Source organism: Streptomyces sp. NPDC050619 (genome assembly GCF_040654815.1).
Taxonomy (GTDB): Bacteria; Actinomycetota; Actinomycetes; order Streptomycetales; family Streptomycetaceae; genus Streptomyces.
The window spans coordinates 15066-39154 of sequence record NZ_JBFAIR010000063.1; the positions used below are offsets into that span (position 1 = coordinate 15066).

At 70.4% G+C, this 24089-nt stretch carries 19 protein-coding genes and 1 pseudogene; 9 read left to right on the forward strand and 11 right to left on the reverse strand.

Annotation, left to right across the window (positions count from 1 at the left end; translation table 11 throughout):
- Positions 1–560: 560 nt before the first annotated feature.
- A complete protein-coding gene (locus tag AB0I77_RS50430) occupies positions 561–1127 on the forward strand; it encodes a DJ-1/PfpI family protein (RefSeq protein ID WP_363289751.1) in 567 nt (188 codons plus the stop codon).
- A 137-nt stretch (positions 1128–1264) separates the two neighbouring features.
- Here the strand turns inward: AB0I77_RS50430 and AB0I77_RS50435 are convergent, their stop codons facing one another.
- Both AB0I77_RS50435 and AB0I77_RS50440 read right to left on the reverse strand, forming a co-directional pair.
- Positions 1265–1930, reverse strand: coding sequence for an HAD family hydrolase (locus tag AB0I77_RS50435; protein ID WP_363289752.1), 666 nt, complete (start codon positions 1928–1930; stop codon positions 1265–1267).
- A 127-nt stretch (positions 1931–2057) separates the two neighbouring features.
- A complete protein-coding gene (locus AB0I77_RS50440; RefSeq protein ID WP_363289753.1) occupies positions 2058–2573 on the reverse strand; it encodes a hypothetical protein in 516 nt (171 codons plus the stop codon).
- A 619-nt stretch (positions 2574–3192) separates the two neighbouring features.
- Between AB0I77_RS50440 and AB0I77_RS50445 the strand changes: the two genes are divergently transcribed.
- Positions 3193–3795 carry an Rv3235 family protein gene (locus AB0I77_RS50445; protein WP_363289754.1) on the forward strand — a complete coding sequence of 201 codons (603 nt, stop codon included), beginning with the start codon at positions 3193–3195 and terminating at the stop codon, positions 3793–3795.
- A 94-nt stretch (positions 3796–3889) separates the two neighbouring features.
- Here AB0I77_RS50445 and secA read toward each other — a convergent pair whose 3' ends face one another.
- Complete coding sequence (gene secA, locus AB0I77_RS50450) at positions 3890–6697, reverse strand: preprotein translocase subunit SecA (RefSeq protein WP_363289755.1); 2808 nt, start codon at positions 6695–6697, stop codon at positions 3890–3892.
- Between the two features lie 266 nt (positions 6698–6963).
- Between secA and AB0I77_RS50455 the strand changes: the two genes are divergently transcribed.
- A complete protein-coding gene (locus AB0I77_RS50455) occupies positions 6964–7539 on the forward strand; it encodes a GNAT family N-acetyltransferase (RefSeq protein ID WP_363289756.1) in 576 nt (191 codons plus the stop codon).
- An 80-nt stretch (positions 7540–7619) separates the two neighbouring features.
- Positions 7620–8792 (forward strand): crosslink repair DNA glycosylase YcaQ family protein, encoded by a 1173-nt coding sequence (locus AB0I77_RS50460; protein WP_363289757.1) that lies wholly within the window; start codon positions 7620–7622, stop codon positions 8790–8792.
- 12 nt (positions 8793–8804) lie between these two features.
- Here the strand turns inward: AB0I77_RS50460 and AB0I77_RS50465 are convergent, their stop codons facing one another.
- The 8 genes and pseudogenes from AB0I77_RS50465 to mtnA all read right to left on the reverse strand — a co-directional run bounded on the left by AB0I77_RS50465 (position 8805) and on the right by mtnA (position 18091).
- Positions 8805–9551 (reverse strand): response regulator transcription factor, encoded by a 747-nt coding sequence (locus AB0I77_RS50465; RefSeq protein WP_363289758.1) that lies wholly within the window; start codon positions 9549–9551, stop codon positions 8805–8807.
- Between the two features lie 206 nt (positions 9552–9757).
- The gene (raiA, locus tag AB0I77_RS50470) at positions 9758–10450 is read right to left on the reverse strand and encodes a ribosome-associated translation inhibitor RaiA (protein WP_363289759.1); all 693 of its coding nucleotides are present in this window, start codon (positions 10448–10450) and stop codon (positions 9758–9760) included.
- Positions 10451–10761: 311 nt separating this feature from the next.
- The gene (locus tag AB0I77_RS50475) at positions 10762–11868 is read right to left on the reverse strand and encodes a ComF family protein (protein WP_363289769.1); all 1107 of its coding nucleotides are present in this window, start codon (positions 11866–11868) and stop codon (positions 10762–10764) included.
- A pseudogene (locus AB0I77_RS50480) lies at positions 11851–12141 on the reverse strand (ComF family protein); the annotation flags it as partial. The gene AB0I77_RS50475 and the pseudogene AB0I77_RS50480, both read right to left, overlap by 18 nt.
- A 214-nt stretch (positions 12142–12355) precedes the next feature.
- Complete coding sequence (locus AB0I77_RS50485; protein WP_363289760.1) at positions 12356–14185, reverse strand: LpqB family beta-propeller domain-containing protein; 1830 nt, start codon at positions 14183–14185, stop codon at positions 12356–12358.
- Positions 14175–16247, reverse strand: coding sequence for an MtrAB system histidine kinase MtrB (gene mtrB, locus AB0I77_RS50490; RefSeq protein ID WP_363289761.1), 2073 nt, complete (start codon positions 16245–16247; stop codon positions 14175–14177). The genes AB0I77_RS50485 and mtrB overlap by 11 nt, the downstream gene beginning before the upstream one ends.
- A 1-nt stretch (position 16248) precedes the next feature.
- Positions 16249–16938 carry a two-component system response regulator MtrA gene (mtrA, locus tag AB0I77_RS50495; RefSeq protein ID WP_363289762.1) on the reverse strand — a complete coding sequence of 230 codons (690 nt, stop codon included), beginning with the start codon at positions 16936–16938 and terminating at the stop codon, positions 16249–16251.
- A 4-nt stretch (positions 16939–16942) separates the two neighbouring features.
- Positions 16943–18091: an S-methyl-5-thioribose-1-phosphate isomerase gene (gene mtnA, locus AB0I77_RS50500; protein WP_363289763.1), complete on the reverse strand. Its 1149-nt coding sequence runs from the start codon at positions 18089–18091 to the stop codon at positions 16943–16945.
- Positions 18092–18231: 140 nt separating this feature from the next.
- Here mtnA and AB0I77_RS50505 point away from each other — a divergent pair, with 140 nt between their 5' ends.
- The 5 genes from AB0I77_RS50505 to AB0I77_RS50525 are packed head-to-tail and all read left to right on the forward strand — an operon-like array spanning position 18232 to position 23929.
- Entirely contained in the window at positions 18232–19608 is a 1377-nt protein-coding gene (locus AB0I77_RS50505; protein ID WP_363289764.1) for a glycerophosphoryl diester phosphodiesterase membrane domain-containing protein, read from the forward strand.
- 4 nt (positions 19609–19612) lie between these two features.
- Positions 19613–20431, forward strand: coding sequence for a DUF4129 domain-containing protein (locus tag AB0I77_RS50510; RefSeq protein WP_363289765.1), 819 nt, complete (start codon positions 19613–19615; stop codon positions 20429–20431).
- Positions 20428–21630, forward strand: a complete 1203-nt coding sequence (locus tag AB0I77_RS50515; RefSeq protein WP_363289766.1) for a DUF4350 domain-containing protein — start codon at positions 20428–20430, stop codon at positions 21628–21630. Before AB0I77_RS50510 ends, AB0I77_RS50515 begins: the two co-directional genes overlap by 4 nt.
- Positions 21630–22619, forward strand: a complete 990-nt coding sequence (locus AB0I77_RS50520; protein ID WP_363289770.1) for a MoxR family ATPase — start codon at positions 21630–21632, stop codon at positions 22617–22619. Before AB0I77_RS50515 ends, AB0I77_RS50520 begins: the two co-directional genes overlap by 1 nt.
- Complete coding sequence (locus tag AB0I77_RS50525; RefSeq protein ID WP_363289767.1) at positions 22619–23929, forward strand: DUF58 domain-containing protein; 1311 nt, start codon at positions 22619–22621, stop codon at positions 23927–23929. The genes AB0I77_RS50520 and AB0I77_RS50525 overlap by 1 nt, the downstream gene beginning before the upstream one ends.
- Positions 23930–24089: the final 160 nt, after the last annotated feature.

Genomic DNA, 24089 nt, shown 5'->3' on the forward strand with positions numbered 1-24089 from the left:
CGGAGGTGCGGGGGCAAAGCACCCGGGCGGAGATGCGGCGGCGCAGGGTCGGAGCCCCGCGCGGGGGTGCGGCGGCGAAGCCTCGGACGGGGGCGGCAGGGGCCCGGCGGGGGCGCGAAGCCCCGGGCGAGGTACAGGGGCGAAGCCCCGGACGGGGCCGGCAGGGGCCCGGCGGAGGCGCGAAGCCCCGGGCGAGGTACAGGAGCGAAGCCCCGGAGTGGGCCCGGCAACGACCCGGCCAAGGCACACGAGCACCAAACCCCAGGCGGAGGAACGGACACGAAGCCCCGAACAGGGCCCGCCAAAAGACCCGGCCAAGGCACACCAGCACCAAACCCCAGGCGGAGGAACAGACGCGAAGCCCCGAACAGGGCCCGCCGGGGCCCGGCGGGGGTCCAGGGGGCGGAGCCCCTGGCGGGGTCGAAGGGGCGGAGCCCCTGGGATGGGACGGGTAGGGGCGGCGGGGGCGAGAAAAAACCGACCCCGCCCACCGACCAACACCGCCTTCACCGACGCACAACCACTTGGCAACCCACCCCTCCCGGATGCACATTGCCGACATGACAGCAAAAATCCTCATCGTCACTGGCGACGCAGCAGAGTCACTGGAGGTCCTGTACCCCTACCAACGCCTCCGCGAAGAGGGCTACGACGTCCACATCGCCGCCCCCACCCGCAAAACGCTCCAGTTCGTCGTCCACGACTTCGAACCCGGCTTCGACACCTACACCGAAAAACCCGGCTACACCTGGCCCGCCGACCTGGCCTTCGCCGAGGTCGACCCCGGCCAGTACGCCGCCCTCGTCATCCCCGGCGGCCGCGCCCCCGAGTACCTCCGCAACGACCTCGAACTCCGCAAGATCCTCAAGTCCTTCTTCGACGCCGACAAGCCCGTCGCCCAGATCTGCCACGGCCCCCTGCTCACCGCCGCGATCGACGGCCTGCGTGGCCGCCGGGTCACGGCGTACCCCGCGTTGGAACTGGACATGCAGGCCGCCGGCGCCACCTTCCAGGACGCCGAGGCGGTGGTCGACGGCACCCTGGTCTCCTCCCGCGCCTGGCCGGACCACTCCGGCTGGATGCGCGAGTTCCTGACAGTGTTGCGGGCGAAGGCGCCGGTGACATGAGCTGAAAGCACCGACAGCACGCCCAACGAGAAGACGCGGCGCCTCCCAAGGCGCCGCGCTCCTCCACGCTCAAGCCACCTCCACGCTCAAGCCACCTCCACGCTCAAGCCACCTCCACGCTCACACCACCGCCCCACTCACGCCGCCAACCGCTCCGCCTCCACAACCGCCTCCGCCAAGGTGTCCACCACAGGCACCCCGACCTCCTCCAAGCTGGTCCGGCTGTGCGACCCCCCGGTGTACAGCACCGCCCGCGCCCCCACATGCCGCGCCGCCACCGCATCATCTGCGGCGTCCCCGATCACCACCGTACGAGCCGGATCCACCCCGGCAAGCGCCGCCAGGTGCCGCACCATGTGCTCGGCCTTGCTTCCCCCGGAGGGCCCGGTCCGCCCGTCGACGCGTATGAAATGCGCCTCGATCCCGAACCCCCGCACCAGCGGAACGAGTTCGTCGTGCACATACATGCTCAGAATCGACTGACTGCGCCCCGCCGACCGCCACCCGGTGAGCAGGTCCACCGCCCCCTGGGTGAGCCCACAGGCCACCCGGTGCTCGGCGTAGTACCGGTGGAAGGTCTCGTCCATGACCTCCCACTCGGCATCGGTCGGCAACCGCCCCATCAGCCGCTCGTAGAACTTCGGCACCGGCACGCAGTACAGCGCCCGGTACTCCTCCATCGTTATCGGCGCCAGCCCCAACTCCGCGAACGCCGCGTTCGTCGCCCCGATGATCGCGTCATTGTCGTGGAACAGCGTGCCGTTCCAGTCCCACACAATGTGCGGGTCCGTCTGCTTCCCCATGCCAAAAAAGTACCCGCTCCCACTGACAATCAAGAGACCCACAGGCCAGGACGGCTCTGAAGCACCAGGCACGAAAAGACAAACCGAAGGAACAGGCCGAAGGGACAGGCAGGACGGCAGCCCCCGCTCAGTCCCCCAACCCCACCAGCTTCGAGATCTCCTGCGTCGCGAACCACAACAGCTCGTGATCCTCGGCCCCGTCCACGACGAACTGCGCGTCGTCGTCCCCGCCGTCCGCCGCCTCTAGCGCCTCCGCCGCGGCCGTCACATCCGCCTCCGCGTCGTCCGAGTCGACGTGCACGGAGGCCGCCTTGGCCAGCGGCACGTCCCCGGCGACCCGCACCTCGCCGAGCACCACCGGATCGAGCGCCCGGTCGGGATCGGCGATCGCCGCGCCCTCCGGCACGTCGGCGGCGACCACGACCCGCCGCCGAGTCGCCCCGGCATCCGCCGCCAGCAGCCGCAGCGAGGCCAGCGCGGCCCGGTTCAGCGCCGCGTACTCCAGCTCCTCGATGTCGTCGGAGAGGTACCACTCGCGCAACGCGGGTGTGACCGCGTACGCGACGAACGGACCGGTCCCCAGCAGTCCCGTCTTGTACGCCTCGGCGAGACCGGGAAGGGTCAGGGGGACGTAGACGCGCATGGCTGGCCGCTTTCGTGATCGGTTCCCGTGGTCGGTGGCTCCGCACGGCTTCCGGGAGAGCGATCCCGCACCTCCCGGAGGGCCTTCAGGATACGTGCGGGAGTCCCCTTTCGAGTTCCTGCCCACCCCCCTCAAGACGTCAACCCGCCGCCCCGAAACTCACCCGGCCCACCCCCGCCGACACCGGCTTTCCGCCGCCTCGACCACCCTGATAGGTGAACCTTCCGGCACCCCCGGCCAGGACCCCCACCCGCTTGCCGCAGCGGCCGATGGACCCGTACAAGATCCCCAAGCGAAGTTACTGCCCGGTACGACACGGGCCCATCGAACGGGGACACCAATGAACAAGGTCATGACCAGGGCAAACCCCCACCCCGGCACCCGCCCACCAACCCGCCGCGACCCACGCCGCCCCGCCACCACACCACCCCGCACCCCAACGGGCGACACGCCCCGCACGACGCCCCCGGACACCACGCCACCTCTCACCCCGAGCGCGGCCGCACCTCGCACGACGCCGCCGGGCGCCACCCCACCCCACACCCCCAGCAGGAGCACACCCCGCACAACGCCCCCGGACACCACCCCACCCCACACCCCGGCCGCGAACACACGACGCATGCCCGCCCCCGGCACCACCCCACCCCTCACCCCGACCAAAGCCGCAACCCGCACGACAACCCCCGGCGGTCGACCTCCGGGCTCACCCGGCGGCTCCGGCACACCCAGCCGCACCAGGCCGGCCAGCGGCCGCCCACCGACCGCACCCGCCGCAGGCACCCTCACCACCAGCAGGACCAGCACCACCCCAGCCCTCACCAGCAGGACCACCCCAGCCCTCGCCCAGACCCCCCACAGGCCCGTCAGGCCGGCACCCCAGCCCCGCCCCACCGACCTCTTCGCCGACCGCCTCCTCGCCGTCCTGAGCGGCCGACGCCCCGTCCACTGGATGCTCAGGTACACCGCGGGCCGCGCCTACGACGAACTGGCCTGGCTCGCCGAACGCGGCCCTCTGCGGACCACCCGCGGCCCCCTCCCCGTCGTCCGCGACATCGGCTACTTCGAACCCCGCCCCGGCGCCATCGAGGCCTTCGCCCGCATCGGCGCCGGCGACCGGCTGCGCGCGATGGCCTTCCGCCTGGAACAGGGCCGGGACCTGCGCTGGCGCTGCACGGCCGTGGAAGTGGGCGGCCCGCGCAGGCCCCATACGGACGACGACTGACAATGGCCCACCGAGACCGCCACATACCAAAGGGCCGGGCACCCTCAGGTGACCCGGCCCTTCAAGCCCGCTACAGCGCCGCAGGCAACCGCCACTACTTCTTGCGGCGCCGCCCGCCACGGGACTGCTTGCGCCGCTCCGCGCGCGTGAGGCCGTCGGCCTGCGAGCGCACCGGCTCCTCGTCGTCGGTGAACTCGCCCTCGATGACACCGCCCTCGCCGTCCACGGTGGGCGCGGAGAAGTGCAGGTCACGCCGCTGCGGAACGTCAAGGCCCTTGGCGCGGATCTCGGGACGCGAGCCCGCCTGCGCCGGCACGGCGTCCTTCTTGTCGAGCGACGGCTTGTCCTCGACCGGGACCTCCTCGACCTGCTGCTCGACCTGGACCTCCAGGTTGAACAGGTAACCGACGGACTCCTCCTTGATCCCCTCCATCATGGCGGTGAACATGTCGAAGCCCTCGCGCTGGTACTCGACCAGCGGGTCCTTCTGCGCCATCGCGCGCAGGCCGATGCCCTCCTGGAGGTAGTCCATCTCGTAGAGGTGCTCGCGCCACTTGCGGTCCAGGACCGACAGCACGACCCGGCGCTCGAGCTCACGCATGATCTCGGAGCCGAGCTGACCCTCACGGTCCTCGTACTGCGCGTGGATGTCGTCCTTGATGGACTCGGCGATGAACTCGGCAGTCAGCCCGGCCCGGTCGCCGGCCGCCTCCTCCAGCTCCTCGACGGTGATCTTCACCGGGTAGAGCTGCTTGAACGCGCCCCACAGCCGGTCGAGGTCCCAGTCCTCCGGGAAGCCCTCGGCGGTCTCCGCGTCGATGTACGCGTCGATCGTGTCGTCCATGAAGTGCTGGACCTGCTCGTGCAGGTCCTCGCCCTCCAGGACGCGGCGCCGCTCGCCGTAGATGACCTCGCGCTGCCGGTTGAGGACCTCGTCGTACTTCAGAACGTTCTTACGGGTTTCGAAGTTCTGCTGCTCGACCTGCGACTGGGCGGACGCGATCGCGCGCGTGACCATCTTGTTCTCGATCGGCACGTCGTCCGGAACGTTCGCCATCGACATCACGCGCTCGACCATCTGGGCCTTGAAGAGCCGCATCAGGTCGTCGCCCAGCGAGAGGTAGAAGCGGGACTCGCCCGGGTCGCCCTGACGGCCGGAACGACCGCGCAGCTGGTTGTCGATACGGCGCGACTCGTGCCGCTCGGTACCGAGGACGTACAGCCCGCCGAGCGACTTGACCTCTTCGAACTCGGCCTGCACGGCCTTCTCGGCCTTCTCCAGGGCGGCGGGCAGCGCCCCGGCCCACTCCTCGATGTGCTCCTCGGGGTCGAGGCCACGCTGGCGCAGCTCGGCCTCGGCGAGGTCCTCGGGGTTGCCGCCGAGCTTGATGTCCGTACCACGACCGGCCATGTTGGTGGCAACGGTCACGGCGCCCCTGCGGCCGGCCTGCGCGACGATCGTCGCCTCACGGTCGTGCTGCTTCGCGTTCAGCACCTCGTGCTGAATACCGCGCTTGCTCAGCTGCTGCGACAGGTACTCGGACTTCTCGACCGACGTCGTACCGACGAGGATCGGCTGGCCCTTCTCGTGCTTCTCGGCGATGTCGTCGACCACCGCGTCGAACTTGGCGACCTCGGTGCGGTAGATCAGGTCCGACTGGTCCTTGCGGACCATCGGCTTGTTGGTCGGGATCGGGACGACACCGAGCTTGTAGATCTGGTGGAACTCGGCGGCCTCGGTCATCGCCGTACCGGTCATGCCGGAGAGCTTGCCGTAGAGGCGGAAGAAGTTCTGCAGGGTGATCGTGGCGAGGGTCTGGTTCTCGTCCTTGATGTCCACCCCTTCCTTCGCCTCGATCGCCTGGTGCATGCCCTCGTTGTAGCGGCGGCCGGCGAGGATACGGCCGGTGTGCTCGTCGACGATCATGACCTCGCCGTCGATGACGACGTAGTCCTTGTCCTTCTTGAAGAGCTCCTTGGCCTTGATGGCGTTGTTCAGGTAGCCCACCAGAGGCGTGTTCACCGACTCGTAGAGGTTGTCGATGCCGAGCCAGTCCTCGACCTTGGCGACGCCGGGCTCGTGGATGGCGACCGTGCGCTTCTTCTCGTCGACCTCGTAGTCACCGGTCTCTTCGATGCCCTTGAGGGTGTTGCCGGCCTCGCCCCGCTTGAGACGCGTGACCAGCTTGGCGAAGTCGCCGTACCACTTGGTGGCCTGGTCGGCGGGACCGGAGATGATCAGCGGCGTACGCGCCTCGTCGACGAGGATGGAGTCGACCTCGTCGACGATGGCGAAGTTGTGGCCGCGCTGGACGAGTTCGTCCTTGGACCACGCCATGTTGTCGCGCAGGTAGTCGAAGCCGAACTCGTTGTTCGTGCCGTAGGTGATGTCGCAGTTGTACTGCTCGCGGCGCTGGGCCGGCGTCATGTTGGCGAGGATGCAGCCGACGCTCAGGCCCAGGAACTTGTGGACGCGGCCCATCATCTCGGAGTCGCGCTCGGCCAGGTAGTCGTTGACCGTGATGATGTGGACGCCGTCTCCGGAGAGGGCGTTCAGGTACGCGGGCAGGGTGCCGACCAGCGTCTTGCCCTCGCCGGTCTTCATCTCGGCGACATATCCGAGGTGGAGCGCGGCGCCGCCCATCATCTGCACGTCGTAGTGACGCTGGCCCAGGACGCGCTTGGCGGCCTCACGGACGGTCGCGAACGCCTCCGGCAAGAGGTCGTCGAGGCTCTCGCCGTCGGCGTACCGCTGCTTGTACTCATCGGTAAGGGCCCGCAGCTCGGCGTCGGAGAGGTCGACGAAGTCCTCTTCGATGGACGTGACCTGGCCCGCGATGCGGTGCAGCTTGCGCAGGATCTTGCCTTCGCCTGCACGCATGATCTTCTGGAGGACGGACACGGGGGTTGGTCTCCTTGCCGGTCGGGCCTGGGACGGTCGGTTTCCATTGACTTACTGAGCAACGGCCATCGTATGCGAGGACCCCGCCACGCCGGGAGGCCTGCCGGGACGGCGACCGCACACTGCTTCACATCTCTTCAAAAGGACAACGTCCGGGGCCCGCGGATGGTGCCGCGCGACGCCGACGAATTGCGCGAATTGTGATCACCCGCTCACGCTCGGCAAAGAGATGGCGTCTTCCCCGAATCCCCGAGCACAATCGGCCGATGGACCCCGTCACGCTCACCACCGACCGCCTCTTGCTGCGCACGGTCGGCCCGCAGGACACCGACGCCGTGTACGCGGCCGTCCAGGACCCCGACATCCAGCGCTGGACCACGATCCCCGCGCCCTACCTCCCCGAACACGCCCAGAGCTTCACGCAGCAGCTCGTCCCCGAGGGCTGGGCGACCGGTTCGATGTTCACCTGGGGCGTCTTCCTCCCCGAAGGGGAGGACCTGGCGGGCATGCTCGGCATCACCATGCGTTCCCTGGCCACGGCCGAGATCGGCTTCTGGTGCGCCAAGGCACACCGCGGCAACGGCTACGTCACCGAGGCCGCCCGCACCGCCTCCGGCTGGGCCTTCACGCACGCCTCCATCGACCGCATGGAATGGCGCGCGGAAGTCGGCAACAGCTCCTCCCGCACGGCGGCGGAACGCGCGGGTTTCACCGTCGAGGGCACCCTGCGCTCCGCGATCAACAACAACGGCGTACGGCGAGACTGCTGGGTGGGCTCGTTGCTGCCGTCGGACCTGGGACTGCCGTCTACGGCACCGTACTTGCCGACCCCGTCGCCGTAGCCGCGCGCCGACGCCGGTCACCACTCGACGAAGGCCCAGCTTACCCCGCACTGTCAGTGCCACGCCCTATCGTGCGAGCCATGACGACCCCGCGCCCATCCACCCACCTCTCGGCAGACGAGGCCCGCCGCATCGCCCTACGGGCCCAGGGCTTCCTCGGCGCCCCCACCCGCCGCGCAGGCGTCCGCGGCATACTCCGCCACCTCGGCGCGGTCCAACTCGACACGATCTCGGTCCTGGCGCGCTCCCACGAACTCATCCCGTACGCCCGACTGGGAGCCGTCGACCGCAAGACCGTCGAGAACGCCTACTGGAAAGGCACGCACGCCTTCGAGTACTGGTCCCACGCCGCCTGCATCCTCCCCATCGAGGAGTGGCCCCACTTCGCCTTCCGCCGCCGCTCCTACCGAAACCGCCCCCATTGGAACCACGAACTTCCCGACGGCGCCTACGACCAGGTCATCGAGCAGCTCCGCGCCGAAGGCCCCCTCACGGCCACGGAGCTGGGCGGGGCGAAGAGGACCAGCGAGTGGTGGGACTGGTCCGGCGCGAAGGTGGCCGTCGAGCGCGCCCTGATGTACGGCGAGGTGGTCTGCGTCGAGCGCCGCGGCTGGAAGCGCGTCTACGACCTCGCCGAACGCGCGATCCCGGAAACCCTGCTGCACGACGACCTGGACGACACCGAGTGCCTGCGCCGCCTGGTCCGCCTCGCCGCCCAGTCCCTGGGCGTCGGCACACGCGCGGACATCGCCGACTACCACCGCCTCAAGGGCGAACAGGTCGACGCGGTGATCGCCGACTCGGGCCTGGTGCCGGTCACGGTCGAGGGCTGGGGCAAGCCGGCCTGGGCCGACCCCGCGGCCCTGGAGACGTCACCACGCGGCCGCCACCGCACCACCCTCCTGTCCCCCTTCGACTCCCTCATCTGGGACCGAGCGCGCACGGAGCGGATCTTCGGCTTCACCCACCGCCTGGAGGCCTACGTCCCCCGGCAGAAGCGGGTGTACGGCTACTTCGCGATGCCGGTGCTGGCCGGCGGCCGGATCGTCGGCCGCGTGGACCCGTCGCGTGACGGGCGCACCCTGGTCGCCAGGCAGGTCACCCTGGACGGCCCGAAGGCGGTCCCGGCGGTGGCCCAGGCCCTGGTCGAGGCGGCGAGCTGGGTGGACTGCACAGACGTACGCGTGGAACAGATAGACGCACCGGACCTGCGCGAGCCCCTCACGCAGGAGCTCACCCGCATCCTCGCCTGACCTTCACGGGCCTTACCGGATCTCGAGGATCTTCTCCCGCATCGCGTACACCACGGCCTCCATCCTGGAGTGCAGCTGGAGCTTCTCCAGGATGTTGCGCACATGGTTTTTCACGGTGTTCTCGGAGATGAACAATTCCTTCGCGATGTCCCGATTGTTCATCCCGGTGGCGACGAGCTTGAGCACTTCCAGCTCGCGGTCCGTGAGCCGCGGCGCCGGCACGAGACGGCGCTCGTCCGTCCGCTGGATCATCGACTTGAACTCGGTGAGCAGTTTCGACGCCATGGACGGGCTGATCTGCGACTGCCCGTCGGCCACCGCGCGAATGGCGGTGGCCACCTCGTCCGTGGAGATCTCCTTGAGGAGATATCCGGTCGCGCCCGCCTTGATCGCGTCGTAGAGGTCGGCCTCTTCATCACTGATCGTCAGCATGATGATCTTGGCACTGGGGGCTACTTCCTTGATGGAGGTGCACGCCTCGATCCCGCCCCGCTTGGGCATCCGTACATCCATCAGCACGATGTCCGGCAGCAGGTCGGCCGCCTTGTCGACAGCCTCCGCGCCGTCGCCGGCCTCTCCGACGACCTGGATGTCCTCCTCGGCCGCGAGCACGATCTCCAGGCCACGACGGAAGAGGGCGTGGTCGTCCACCACCAGGACACGGATCGGCTCCTTGCGTGGAGACCCCGCGTCCGGGCCCATGCCGACGGCGCCGTCGCCGGCGTCCTCGTCCTGCATCGGTCCGAAGCTGTCCGCCATCGTTCCTCCCCCTGAAGGCTGTGGCCTGTGGTTCTGTGCCATCGCCAACCCAAGGCAACGACCCACCGGTTGGGCCGGTGTGGCCATGATTTCATGCCCGGACGCCACTGCGGTGACAGAGCGGGGCGTGAAGTGGTCGCACACCGGTGCCCCTGGGGGCGCACACACGCGCACCAGGGGCACCGGCTCAGCCATCGGCCGGGTGATCAGCCGCCCAGCATGCCACCCGCCGCGGGGGGTTGCGCCTGGGTGACCATCGGGTCCGTGCTGAGGTGGATGACGCCGTAGTCGTAGGCGTGGCGCCGGTAGACGACGCTCGGCTCCTTGGTCTCGGAGTCGATGAACAGGTAGAAGTCGTGCCCGACCAGTTCCATCTCGTAGAGGGCCTGGTCGAGGGTCATCGGGGAGGCAACGTGGGTCTTCTCACGGACGATGAGAGGGCCTTCGCCCTTCACTTCCAGCGAGCCGATCTTCGTGGTGGGCACGCCGTCCGGCTCTTCCGCCTGGACGGTGTGGCCGTTGCCGTTGAGCGTCGCCGCATCCGGAACGTGGTCGGGGACCTCGGCTGCCGTGAGGCGCCGTGCGCCTCGGCGTGTGTGGCGCTTGTCGTGCTGCTTGCGCAGCCGGGCGTCCAGCTTCTCCGCCGCCAGGTCGAGTGCCGCGTACGGGTCACTGGCCGCCGCCTCCGCCCGGATCACCGGACCGCGGGAGTGGAGCGTGATCTCCACTCGGTCACTGCGGTCGGCCTGTCGGGGGTTCGGCTCCTTGGACACCTCGACGTCGAGGCTGATCACCTTGCCATCGAGCTTCTGGATCTTCTCCAGCTTCAGCTTCTCGGCCACGTGCTTGCGGAACCGCTCGGGCACCTCGGTCTTGCGGCCCTTGACGACGATGTCCACGCAGAACTCCGTTCCCGGATCGCTCCGCCTCGTTGCGGAGCATCTCCCTTTTGCACCAGGCTCCGGTGAGTCCCGGAACCTCGGACTCGGTGACTTCCACCTCCTCCCCCGCGGGCAAGATCTCCACTCCACCGATGCGGGTGACACTGAAAAACCCGCATCACAGCATTCGTATATGAGAGGTGTGGCCTGCGCCTTTCTCTCACAACCGAACATATCTCGCCCGGACGGATGTCGTCACCCTCTACTGCGACGTACCTCCGTTCAGATGAATTGAGCCTCTCGCTACCTGCAACGATGCAAGTTCGCAGTCAGTTCCGGTTTATTTCGAAAGAATCAGGCGTGGCCGCGACCACGGCCGCGCAGATCACGTCACCAGCAACGCCGGCGCCCACTATTCCCGGCCCGACAGGCGCCCGGCCCGTCTCCTCCTCCGCCGCCCCGATCATCCGTTCCCTTGTGCCTTCCCGAGTTGCCGCCGCATACACCGCCGCGGCCCCCTCCCGGCACTGAACCACCCCACCGCTCCTCCCATAGCCAACCGCCTCCTGCGCACTCCCGGGCCGCCTGTACACGACCTCCCCCTCCACACTCACCGTCGTCCCGTTCACGACCGCCCCCGCCACACGCACCGCCCTCCCGCACGCGCCCCCTTCCGCGACGCGCACCGTCGTCCCGTACGCCACCGCGTCCCGCCCGCGGACCGTGGTCCCGTAGGCCACCGCCTCCCCCGCCACGGACTCCTCCGCCAGGCCGTCCTCCGCCATCGCCGCCCGCACCGCACGGGCCGCCTCGGTCAGAGACGCTCCCGTCGTCATCAGGTCATCGACGAGCACCACCGGACCGCCGCGGAGCAGCCGCCCGCCGCCCGGAGCCACCGCCAGTGCGCCGGCGAGATTCTCCAGCCGCTGCTGCCGGGAATTGAGCCCCGACTGGTCGGCCACGGCCCGCCGTTGCCGCAGCACGGCGAGCACGCGCGCCGGTGTCCCGGCCCGCCGTAGCTCACCGGCCGCAGCGAGCGCGATCCGCCGGGCCGGATCATGCCCTCGAGCCCGAACCATCCCGGGCGCGGACGGCACGGGTACGAGCAGCACGACCTCGTCGCCCCACACCGGAGCCCTTTGAAGCCCCGCTCGCGACGACCCTGCTCGCACGCCCCGGCCGGTCCCCATACCCCCGTCGCCCCGCACAGACCCGTCGCCCTGCACAGACCCGTCGGCCGACACACTCCCGCGGACCCGGATACCCCGATCAGCCCGGGCACCCCGATCGATCCGCACACTCCCCTCGCCCCGCACACGAGCCTCCCTCAGCCCGCCTCGCACAACCTCCTCAACGCCTGGGGCGTCCCGGCCGCCCGCCCAGATCGCCTCCTCGTCCTCGGCACGCACCCACGCCTCCCGCAGCCCCGCCCGCACAGCCCCCGCCAGAGCCGTGCCGAGCGGTGTCGCAAGGGCCAGTGCGCCCCGTTCCTTGTGGGCCAGCAACGCTGCCCGCACCTCGTCCGCATACCGAGCCGCCGCATGCACGGCCGGCAGACCCGGCGGCTCCGGCACCGGTCGCACCCGGCACGGTACGGCCCCGCTCAGAGCTGCACGGCACTCCGGGCAGAGCACCGTGCGAGGCCTCCCGCAGCCTCCGCACTCGGCCGGTAGCACCAGGTCGGTGAGGTCCTGCCACCACCCCCGCATGCCCACCACTGTGCCAACGCGGACGCCGCCCTGCCACCCTTGTGGATAACTCCCTGTGGATAACTACGCCCCCTGGCCCCACCCGCGGTAACCGCCGGAGGCCTCCCGCCTCCCGCCGACAAAAAACGGCCGCCTCCACCAGGGCACCCCGGCAGAAACGACCGCCTCCCGTACGAACCGTACGAACCGTCCGAACCGTCCGAATCCCGCCGACTCACCCCGGATAGACCGGTGCCGTCCCGTCCGTGTCGACCTTCTGCCACTGCGCCCCGTTCGGCAGCCGTACGATCCCGTCCTCCGAGTACGCCACCAGCGGCAACTGGTCGTCCTCGGACGCGGCGATCTCCTTCACACCCGTCAGCGCCGCGGGCGCGGGCCCCTCCGGCGTGGAGCCGTCGACCTGGACGTACCTCATCTGCTGCACGCCGCCCTGCTCGCGCCCGACCACCACGAGCCGGCTGTCACCGGCCCACGACATGGTCGTGACCTCCTCCAGCTCCGGCGCCGCGAACCGCAGTTCCCGGACCGCGACGGCCGGCCGCTCGTCCTTCTCACCCCGCTCGATCCGCCCGATGAGCAGTGACTGCTTGCCGTCCTTCTCCACGACGAGCGCGAGCCGCACCCCGTCGGCGGCCACACGGACGTCCTTGATACGCCCGTCCAGCCCCGGAATGTCCACCTCGATCGGCTCGCCGGCGCCCTCCTTCAGCATCAGCAACCGCGGAGCCTCGGGGTCGCGATCGGCCACCCACAGGTCGCCCTGCGCGTCCCAGCTGGGCGCTGTCAGCCGGTCGTTCGCGGTCGCACCCCGGCTGGTCAGCACAGGGTCTCCTAGCGACCCGCCCGACACCAGTGACCCGACGTACAGCGCCTTGCCGTCGATGCCGACCCCGGCCGCCTTGTGCTCGTCGCGCGACACCGCCACCGACTGCAGCTGCTTGTCGCCCTCACCCAGCGCCCCCGGCACCGGATCGGGGTTCGTACCGCTGCTGCCGGCCGATATCCGCACCAGCCGGTGCTTGCCGTCGACGAAGTACAGGTACTCGGGATGCCGCACCGAGCCCCGCGCGGCGACGGCGTCGGCGTCCCCCTCGGGGAGCGAGCACAGCTGCGCGTCGCCCGCCCGCAGCTCGACCTCGTCCACCGCCGGGGTGAGGTTCTTCAGGGTGAACAGGATCTGGGCCGCCATCTCGTCGCACTTGGCCGTACCGACCCCGGAGGCCTTGTTGTTCAGCTGCACGGTCAGCTTGTTCTGGTCGTCCGGCGCAAGCGAGGTGACGCCCTTCTGCAGCTCCACGCCGGTGGGGAAGCTCGACCTGACGACCTGCCCGAGCCAGGTCGTGGGCCCGCTGATCAGGGAGCGCACCATCTGCGTCATGGGGTCCACGCGCTCGCGTACGTACACCGGATCGGCGACGGCCACGGTCTGCGGAGCCGTCCCGGCCGTCAGGTTCGAGGCGAAGTAGTACTTGTTGACCGAAATGTAATTGCGCTGGAAGTCCGACTTGCCCATGACGACACCCTGCGGCAGCCCGGCGATGCGCCACTGCTGGGTCTTCTGGTCCCGGACGAGTTGCACCGACTGGCTGTAGGTCCCGTCCGCGGGCGCGTACGACTGCTGTTCGTCCACCACGGCGACCTTGGTACCGGTCAGCGCGAACGTGACGTCATCGGCGTCCTCCCGGCCCCCCGAACGCTCGGTCTCGATACCTGGCCCGTCCGCCAGCACCGTGGTGGACAGCTCCGGCTGCCACGTCCGCCCTGCCTCGGGGGTCAGATACTTGCGTGCCGTCTCGTAGTGCGGATCGTCACTGGTCAACGCCTCCAGGAAGCCCTGCACGATCTCGTTGGGCCCCGCGTCCTCCTGCGGCGGCATGGCGAAGACCCGCACCTGTGTTTCCTGGCGGGGCGTGGAGTCGACACCGCGCAGATCCCCACTGTCCGGCATGGAGGCACACCCCGCCAGCAGTACGACGCCACAGGCGACGTACGCCGCCGCGCGCCCCGGCCCGCGCCGGGCACCTCCTTCGCGGTCAGCGCCCACGAAATGCCTCCCCTGACTCGTACGAGACCTTTTGTGCGGTCTCCGGGCTGCCCGCGGTCTCACTCCGCGACCCCTCCTCGGCGGGCTTCTCGTCAGGCCGCCGTGCGCCCGAGGCGGGCCGGGGCACCACACGCGCGCCATTGCCGGGCAACGCGGTCGGGTCGGCCGTGGGCGCCACGGTGGCCGGTCGCGGCACGATCGGGGCCCGCGACGACACCCTCTCGCCCGAGGGCTGCGCCGGCACGGTGGCCGCCTTCTCCGCGCCCCCGCGCGGCAGACCGGCGTCGTCGAGCCCACGATGGCGGCGCGAGTCCTTGGGTTCCAGCGGTATCGGCGAGCCCCGCAGCGGCTCGTCCGCGGTCCTGGGCAGCGTCAGCCGGAACTGCGAGCCGCCGCCCGGCTCGCCCCACGCCTGTAGCCAGCCGCCGTGAAGTCGCGCGTCCTCCAGGGCGATGGACAGTCCCAGACCCGTACCGCCGGTGGTACGCGCGCGTGCCGGGTCGGCCCGCCAGAAGCGGCTGAAGACGCGGGTCGCCTCGCCGGGCTTGAGCCCGACGCCGTAGTCGCGCACCGCGACCGCGACCGCCCCGCCCGCCGCGGCGAGCTTGACGACGACGTCCTTGCCCTCACCGTGCTCCACGGCATTGACGACGAGATTGCGCAGCACCCGCTCCACCCGCCGGGCGTCGGCCTCGGCGACAACGGGCTGCTGATCGCCCACCACGCGCACGTGCGTGCCCTTGCGCTCGGCGAGCGGCTCGGCCCCGCTGACGACTCGCCGTACGACCTCCCTGAGGTCGATCGGCTCCGCCTCCAGCGCCGCGGCGCCAGCGTCGAAGCGGCTGATCTCCAGCAGGTCCGCGAGCAGCGTCTCGAACCGGTCCAGCTGGTCGGCGAGCAGCTCGGCCGACCGGGCGGTCATCGGATCGAAGTCCACGCGCGCGTCATGAATGACGTCGGCGGCCATACGGACCGTCGTCAGCGGCGTCCGCAGCTCGTGCGACACGTCGGAGACGAACCGCCGCTGCATCCGCGACAGGTCCTCCAGCTGCTGGATCTTCAGCTGGAGGTTCTGCGCCATCTTGTTGAAGGCCTCGCCGAGCCGCGCGATGTCGTCCTCGCCGGTGACCTTCATCCGCTCCTGCAGCCGCCCGGCGGACAGCCGCTCGGCGATCCCGGCCGCCATCCGCACCGGCGTGACGACCTGCCGCACGACCAGCCAGGCGATGGCCCCGAGGAGTACGACGACGAAGAGGCCGGCCGTCGCGAGGGTCCCCTTGACCAGGCTCAGCGACTTCTCCTCCTGGGTGAGCGGGAAGAGGTAGTACAGCTGGTACGGGTCGCTGTTCGGGTCGTTGACCTGCTTGCCGATGACGAGGGCCGGCTGAGAATCCTTGCCGGAGCTGTAGACGATGCGCGTGTAGCTCTGCTCCGCCACCGTGTTGCTGTCGACCCGCTCGCGCAGGTCCTCGGGCACGCTGGCGGACGGGTCGACGTAACCGGAGGCACGCGGTCCGCGCCCGCCGCCACTGTCGTCGCCCGCGGACAGCGTCACCACGTCGAAGGCGCCCTGGCCTCCGCTGGAGAGCGACTCCACCAGATCGCTCATCCACTGGATGACGTTCTGCTCCGCCCGACCGTCGTCCACCGGGGTGCCGTCGTCGCCCGTCCCGGCCGCCGCCTCGTCGGCCTTCTGCTTGGCCACCGCGAACCCGCCGGTGGCCTGGCTCTGCGAGGCCTTGACCTTGGCGTCCAGCAGGCCGTTGCGCACCTGTCCGATGACGACGAAGCCCAGCAACAGGACGACGCCCATCGACATCAGCAGCGTTGTGACGACGACCTTGAGCTGGATATTGCGCCGCCACAGCCGCATGACGGGCAGCAGCGGCCGGCGCACCCAGCGCATGAACAGCCGCAGCACGGGGCTGCCCTGCACTCCGCCCTGCAGCAGCCCGCCCTCCAGGAACCGTCCCCAGCGGGAGCCTGCCGTCTTCCGGCCGACAGGCCGCCCCGCCCGGTCCCCGGACCCGCCGGGCACCGAAGCGGCACTGTCTCCGGACATGTCAGCTCGGCCCGGCCTTGTAACCGACGCCACGAACGGTCACCACGATCTCCGGCCGCTCCGGATCCTTCTCGACCTTGGAGCGCAGCCGCTGCACATGCACGTTGACCAACCGGGTGTCGGCGGCGTGCCGGTAGCCCCACACCTGCTCGAGCAGCACCTCCCGCGTGAACACCTGCCACGGCTTCCGCGCGAGCGCCACCAGCAGATCGAACTCCAGCGGCGTCAACGCGATCGAATGCCCGTCCCGCTTCACGGAGTGACCGGCCACGTCGATGACCAGGTCACCGATGGCGAGCTGCTCGGGAGCCGGTTCCTCGGACCTCCTGAGCCGCGCCCGGATCCGGGCGACCAGCTCCTTCGGCTTGAACGGCTTCACGATGTAGTCGTCGGCGCCCGACTCGAGGCCCACGACCACATCGACGGTGTCGCTCTTGGCCGTGAGCATCACGATCGGCACCCCGGACTCCGCCCTGATCAGGCGGCACACCTCGATACCATCCCGCCCGGGCAGCATCAGATCCAGCAGCACCAGATCGGGCTTCGTCTCACGGAAAGCGGCCAGCGCCTTGTCGCCGTCGGCTACAAAAGACGGCTCAAAACCTTCACCACGCAGCACAATGCCGAGCATCTCGGCCAGTGCGGTGTCGTCGTCGACGACAAGGACTCGTCCCTTCATAAACGACATCATCCCATTAGCTAATCGTTACCTGGCGTGACCTGGCACACAGCTCGGCAAGAGCCTCAGCGGTCACGGGTGAAACGGCCCCTTCTTCGGTGACGATCGCCGTCACCAACTCGGGCGGCGTCACGTCGAAGGCAGGGTTGTACGCCTGGGTCCCCAGGGGTGCCACCGGAATCCCGCCTCCCGCTTCCGCTCCCGCCACCGGCACCTGGGGTGCTGTGATCTCGGTCACCTCATGACCGGGGCGCTGCTCGACCTCGATCGACGCCCCGTCCGGCGTGTCCGGATCCACTGTCGTCACCGGTGCCACCACGATGAACGGCACATGGTGGTACCGCGCGAGCACCGCGAGCGGATAGCTCCCCACCTTGTTCGCCACCGAACCGTCCGCCGCAATGCGGTCCGCCCCGATGAGCACCGCGTCCACCTCTCCGGCCGCGAACAGCGATCCCGCCGCGTTGTCGGTCAGCAAGGTATACGCCATACCGCTGCGAGCCGCCTCGTACGCCGTCAGGCGAGCACCTTGCAGCAACGGACGCGTTTCGTCCACCCACAGGCGCCTGAGCTGTCCCGCCCGGTGCGCCGCGAGAGCCACCGCGAACGCCGTCCCCTCACCTCCCGAGACCAGCGACCCGGTGTTGCAGTGGGTGAGAATCCGGTACCCGCCGCCGGGCAGCAACTCGTCCAACAGCGCCAGACCTCGCTCGGCCATCCGGGCACTGGCCTCGGCGTCCTCCCGGTGCAGCCGGCGCGCCGCGGCCAGCGCCGCCTCGGCGGCCTGTCGGGTGTCCCCACCCTTGGCGAGCTCCGCCCGGTAAGCGGACTGGGCCCTGCGCACTCCGACCGCGAGGTTCACCGCGGTCGGACGCGCACCCGCCAGCGCGGCCGCCGCGTCATCCACGTCGAACCCGCGTACGGCGGCGAGCGCGACGCCGTACGCCCCCGCGATGCCGAGCAGCGGTGCCCCGCGCACGGCGAGCGAACGGATCGCCTCCACCAGCGCGGGCGCGTCCGTACAGACCAGCTCGACCTCCTCGGCCGGCAGCCTCGTCTGGTCGAGAAGCACCAGTACCGGGCCTTCGGGAGGCTCGTCCCATCGGATCGCCGGCATTTCGGTCGGCCTGCTGTCCTCGCCGGATTGCGCGTACTGATCAGCCATGCGGTCAGTCTGCCCCTTATCCGGCGGACAATTGAAGGTGTGCAGCCCATACCGCGGCTGGTCACTCGACAACCACCCCATGGCACGATGGCTGCCAACCTGCCGCCGCGACCGCGGACGGGCACCGTGAAGGAGCGACGATGAACGACACTCCGGGCTGGGCCTCGCCCGGATCCGCCCCGTCCGACGGGCAGGAGCCCGGTGCGTCCGGCCCTGCCGAGCCCGCCGACCGGCCGGGCGCCGCGAACCCCGCGGAGCAGCCGGGACCGGACCCGCAGGGCCCCGGCTCGAAGTGGTCCAAAGAGCAGCCGCCACCCGGCCAGTGGTCCGCGCCGACCGGCCCCGCGTCGCCCGGCCAGGCCCCACCGCCCCCGCCTCCCGGCCCGGGCTGGGGCGCCCCGCCTCCCGCAGGCCCTGGCGCTCCCGGCGGCGGCTACGGAGGCTACGGCCCGCCCGGCGGGTACGGCGGTCACAACGCCTGGGGAGGCGGCTACGGCGCTCCTGGCGGGTACGGCGGCTGGGGCGGCCCCCCGCCCGCGGCCAAGCCCGGTGTGATCCCTCTCCGCCCGCTCGGCGTGGGCGAGATCCTCGACGGCGCGGTCTCCACCATGCGCACCTACTGGCGCACGGTCCTGGGCATCTCGCTGACCGTCGCCGTCGTCACCGAGATCGTCGTCATCCTGCTCCAGGGCTTCGTCCTGAACGACAGCACCGACACCGAGGCCCTCAACGATCCGAGCGCCACCCTCAGCGAACTGACCCGTGCACTGGGCGACACCATGCTCAGCTCCGCCGTCCTCTTCGTGGTCTCCCTGGTCGGCACGATCGTGGCGACCGCCCTGCTCACGACCGTCACCAGCCGCGCGGTGCTCGGCAAGCCGGTCACCATCGGCGAGGCCTGGCGCGACGCCCGCCCTCAGATGCTGAAACTGTTCGGCCTGATCCTTCTGCTGCTGCTCATCACCGCGGGAATCGTCTTCGCGGGAGCACTGCCCGGCATCCTCGTCGCCATCGCGGGCGAGGGCGGGGCCGGTGCCGGACTCGCCGTCCTGGGCAGCCTGGGTGCCGGCGTCGTCGCCCTGTGGCTGATGATCCGCTTCTCCCTCGCCTCCCCGGCACTGATGCTGGAGAAGCAGAGCATCACCAAGTCGATGAGCCGCTCCGCGAAACTGGTCCGCGGCTCCTGGTGGCGCGTCTTCGGCATCCAGCTGCTCGCGACGATCATCGCGAACATCGTCGCCGCGATCATCGTCCTGCCCTTCACCTTCCTCGCCGCCGCACTCAGCGGCGACGGCATCGGCGGCTTCCTCAACGGCACCGGCGATCTCGGCTGGACCTTCCTCATCGTCAGCGGCATCGGCTCGGTGATCGGCTCCATGATCACGTTCCCGATCACGGCAGGCGTCACCGTGCTTCTCTACATCGACCAGCGCATCCGCCGCGAGGCCCTCGACCTCGACCTGGCCCGCGCCGCCGGCGTCCAGGGCTACGGCCCCAACCCCGCGCCCGGGAGCTGATGCGGTGAGCCTGGCGGGGGGAGTTCTCACAGCGGTACCGGCGCTGCCGCACACCGCCGGCCTGGCCGTACGGACTGCCCTGCGTGCCGGCGACGCATCCGTACGGGCCTTGCAACGCGCCGCCGACGCATCGTCCCTGCTGTCGCTCTCGCGCTCGGACGACGCACCGCCGCTGACGATCCCGCGCGACCCCGCCCGAGAGGCCGCCCGGCGCGAACTGTCCAAACGGATGTACCACGAGAACGACCCCGGCCTGTTCCAGCGCGCCCTGAACGCGTTCTGGGACTGGGTCGGCAAGCTGTTCGACACCGCATCGGCCGCGACACCCGGCGGACCGATCGGCCTGGTCGTCGTCATCATGGCCGTCCTAGCCGTGCTGGGCGCCCTGTGGTGGCGCCTGGGCACTCCGCGCCGCGAACCCACCTCTGCGCCCGCCCTGTTCGACGACCGTCCCCGCAGCGCCGCCGAACACCGCGCGGCCGCCGAGGCACACGCCGCCCAGGGCCACTGGAACCAGGCCATGCAGGAACGCATGCGGGCCATCGTCCGCTCCCTGGAGGAACGCGCCCTCCTCGATGCCCGCCCCGGCCGCACCGCGGACGAAGCAGCCGCGGAGGCGGGCCGCACTTTGCCGACGCACGCGGACCGGCTGCGTACCGCCGCCCGGGACTTCGACGACGTGACGTACGGCGGCCGAAGGGCGAGCGAGCAGTCGTACCACCGCATCGCCGAACTCGACCGCGACCTGGAGCGCGCCAAGCCACAGCTCGCGAGCAGCAGCCACAGCGCGGCCCACAACGCCCGCCAGGGAGCCGCCGAATGACCACCGAGGCCACGCTTCCGTCCACCTCGGCCTCGCCCACCACACGCCAGGTATGGACCCGCGCGCGAGGTGTCGTCCTCGCTCTCGTGCTCCTCCTGGCGGCGGCCGTCGCGATCGCGGCAATCCGCTCCGACGCCCGCCACGGCAATCTCGACCCGCGCTCCGCCGACCCGTACGGCAGCCGCGCCGTCGCCGAACTCCTCGCCGACCGGGGCGTCTCCACACGTGTGGTCACCACCCTGGTCGAGGCGCGCGCCGCGGCAGGCCCGGACACGACCCTCCTGGTCGCCGTCCCCGACCTGCTGACGGATCGTCAACAAAACCGGCTCCGCTCCGCGACCGCCGACTCCGCAGGCCGTACCGTCCTCGTCGCCCCCGGCAGTTTGTCCGTCGAGCGGCTCGCCCCCGGGGTCGTCGCCGACCCGGCCACCAGCCTCGACTCGGCACTCTCCCCCGTCTGCGACCTGCCCGCCGCCCGGCGCGCCGGCACCGCCGACACCGGCGGCATCCGCTACACCGCCACCCGGCCCGACGCCGACGAGTGCTACCCCAGCGAGCGCCTGGCCACCCTGGTGCGCTTCCCGGACACGTCCGGGGACGGCGACACCGTCGTCCTCGGCGCACCCGACATCCTCTACAACGACCAAATCGACGAGCAGGGCAACGCCTCGCTGGCCCTCCAACTCCTCGGCTCCCGTCCCCATCTGGTCTGGTACCTCCCCTCGCTCTCCGACACCACGGCCACCGGCTCCGACGACGAACGCGGCTTCTTCGACCTGCTCCCCTCGGGCTGGCTCTGGGGCACGCTGCAGCTCTTCGTCGCCGCGGCCCTCGCCGCCCTCTGGCGGGCACGCCGACTCGGCCCCCTCGTGCCCGAAAAACTCCCCGTGGCGATCCGCGCCTCCGAAACCGTCGAAGGCCGCGCCCGCCTCTACCGCAAGGCGAACGCACGCGACCGCGCGGCCACCGCTCTTCGCTCCACCACCCGCACCCGCCTCGCCCCTCTCGTAGGCGTCCCCGTAACCCAGGCACACGCGCCCGAGGCCCTGCTCCCCGCCCTGTCCGCCCACCTCCACGACCATGGAGACGGACAGACCATGCACTCCCTCCTCTTCGGCCCGCCGCCCAGCGACGACGCGGCCCTCATCTCCCTCGCCGACCAGCTCGACGCCCTCGAAAGAGAGGTTCGCCGTCCATGATGGACCCGACCACTGACAACGCCGGGAACACCGGGGACCCGGGCACCGCCCGGGCCGCCCTGGAGGCCCTGCGCGCCGAGATCGCCAAAGCCGTGGTCGGCCAGGACCCCGCCGTGACCGGCCTCGTCGTCGCCCTCCTCTGCCGCGGACACGTTCTCCTTGAAGGAGTCCCTGGAGTCGCCAAAACGTTGCTCGTCCGCGCCCTCGCATCCGCGCTCGAGCTCGACACCAAGCGCGTCCAGTTCACCCCCGACCTGATGCCGAGCGACGTGACGGGCTCCCTCGTCTACGACACCCGCAGCGCCGAGTTCTCCTTCCAGCCCGGCCCGGTCTTCACCAACCTCCTGCTCGCCGACGAGATCAACCGCACTCCGCCCAAGACCCAGTCGTCCCTCCTGGAAGCCATGGAGGAACGCCAGGTCACGGTCGACGGCACCCCCCGCCTGCTCCCCGAGCCGTTCCTGGTCGCCGCGACCCAGAACCCGGTCGAGTACGAAGGGACCTATCCCCTCCCCGAAGCGCAGCTGGACCGTTTCCTCCTCAAGCTGACGATCCCGCTGCCCTCCCGCGAGGACGAGATCAACGTCCTCACCCGCCACTCCGAGGGCTTCAACCCACGCGACCTGCACGCCGCCGGCCTACGCCCGGTCGCGGGCCCAGCCGACCTGGAGGCAGCCCGCGCCGCGGTCGCCAAGACGACGATCTCCCCGGAAATCACCGCCTACGTGGTCGACATCTGCCGAGCCACCCGCGAATCGCCGTCCCTCACTCTCGGCGTCTCCCCGCGCGGCGCGACGGCCCTGCTCGCCACAGCTCGCGCCTGGGCCTGGCTGACAGGCCGCGACTACGTCACCCCCGACGACGTCAAGGCACTCGCCCTCCCGACCCTCCGCCACCGTGTACAACTCCGCCCGGAAGCCGAGATGGAGGGCGTGACGGCCGACTCCGTCATCAACGCGATCCTCACCCACGTCCCGGTCCCCCGCTGATGGCACTCACCGGACGCGCCGCGCTCCTCGCCGCTCTGGGCTCCCTCCCCGTCGGCATCTGGGAACCCGGCTGGACAGGCATCCTCGCGGTCAACGCCCCTCTGGTCGTGGCCTGCGCCTGCGACTTCGCACTGGCAGCACCCGTACGACGCCTCGGCCTGACCCGCTCCGGCGACACGTCTGTACGCCTGGGCGACAGCGCCGACGTCACTCTCACGGTCACCAACCCGTCCGGCCGCCCGCTCCGCGCCCGCCTGCGCGACGCCTGGCCCCCCAGCAGCTGGCAGCCCGGCACGGAAGTGGAGGCCTCCCGCCACCGCCTCATGGTTCCCGCCGGCGAACGCCGCCGCATCACGACCCGCCTACGCCCCACTCGCCGAGGCGACCGCCAAGCCGATCGCGTCACCATCCGCTCATACGGCCCTCTGGGCCTTTTCACCCGCCAGGGCACCCACAAAGTCCCCTGGACGGTACGCGTCCTGCCCCCCTTCACCAGCCGCAAGCACCTCCCCTCGAAGCTCGCCCGGCTGCGCGAACTCGACGGCCGAACCAGCGTGCTCACTCGCGGCGAAGGCACAGAATTCGACAGCCTCCGCGAATACGTCCCCGGCGACGACACCCGCTCCATCGATTGGCGCGCCACAGCCCGCCAGTCCGCGGTCGCTGTACGTACCTGGCGCCCAGAGCGCGACCGCCACATCCTTCTGGTCCTCGACACCGGCCGCACTTCCGCAGGCCGCGTGGGCGACGCCCCACGCCTCGACGCCGCCATGGACGCGGCATTGTTGCTCGCGGCCCTGGCATCCCGCGCCGGCGACCGCGTGGACCTGCTCGCCTACGACCGCCGAGTACGCGCCCTGGTCCAGGGCCGCACCGCAGGCGACGTCCTCCCATCCCTGGTCAACGCGATGGCAACCGTCGAGCCCGAACTCGTCGAAACGGACGCCCGAGGCCTCACGGCTACGGCACTCAAATCGGCCCCTCGCCGCTCTCTGATCGTGCTACTCACGACTCTCGACGCGGCGCCGGTCGAGGAGGGCCTGCTGCCCGTCCTCTCCCAACTCACTCAGCGCCACACAATCCTGCTGGCCTCGGTCGCAGACCCGTATATCGCCCGCATGGCCACGGCTCGCGGAAACACCGAGAGCGTCTACGAGGCCGCAGCCGCCGCCCAGGCCCAGACCGAACGCCATCGCACTGCCGAGCAACTCCGCCGGCACGGCGTAACGGTCGTCGACGCGACGCCCGATGACCTGGCTCCGGCACTGGCAGATGCTTATCTGGCGCTCAAAGCGGCAGGTCGCCTGTAATCGCGGAGCGGAGCAGGTTATCCGCGCCCCTGAACGGTCCCTGAAATGCAGAAAACCCCGTACCAGCCCGGTACGGGGTTTTCTCAAGAATTGTTCGGCGGCGTCCTACTCTCCCACAGGGTCCCCCCTGCAGTACCATCGGCGCTGTAAGGCTTAGCTT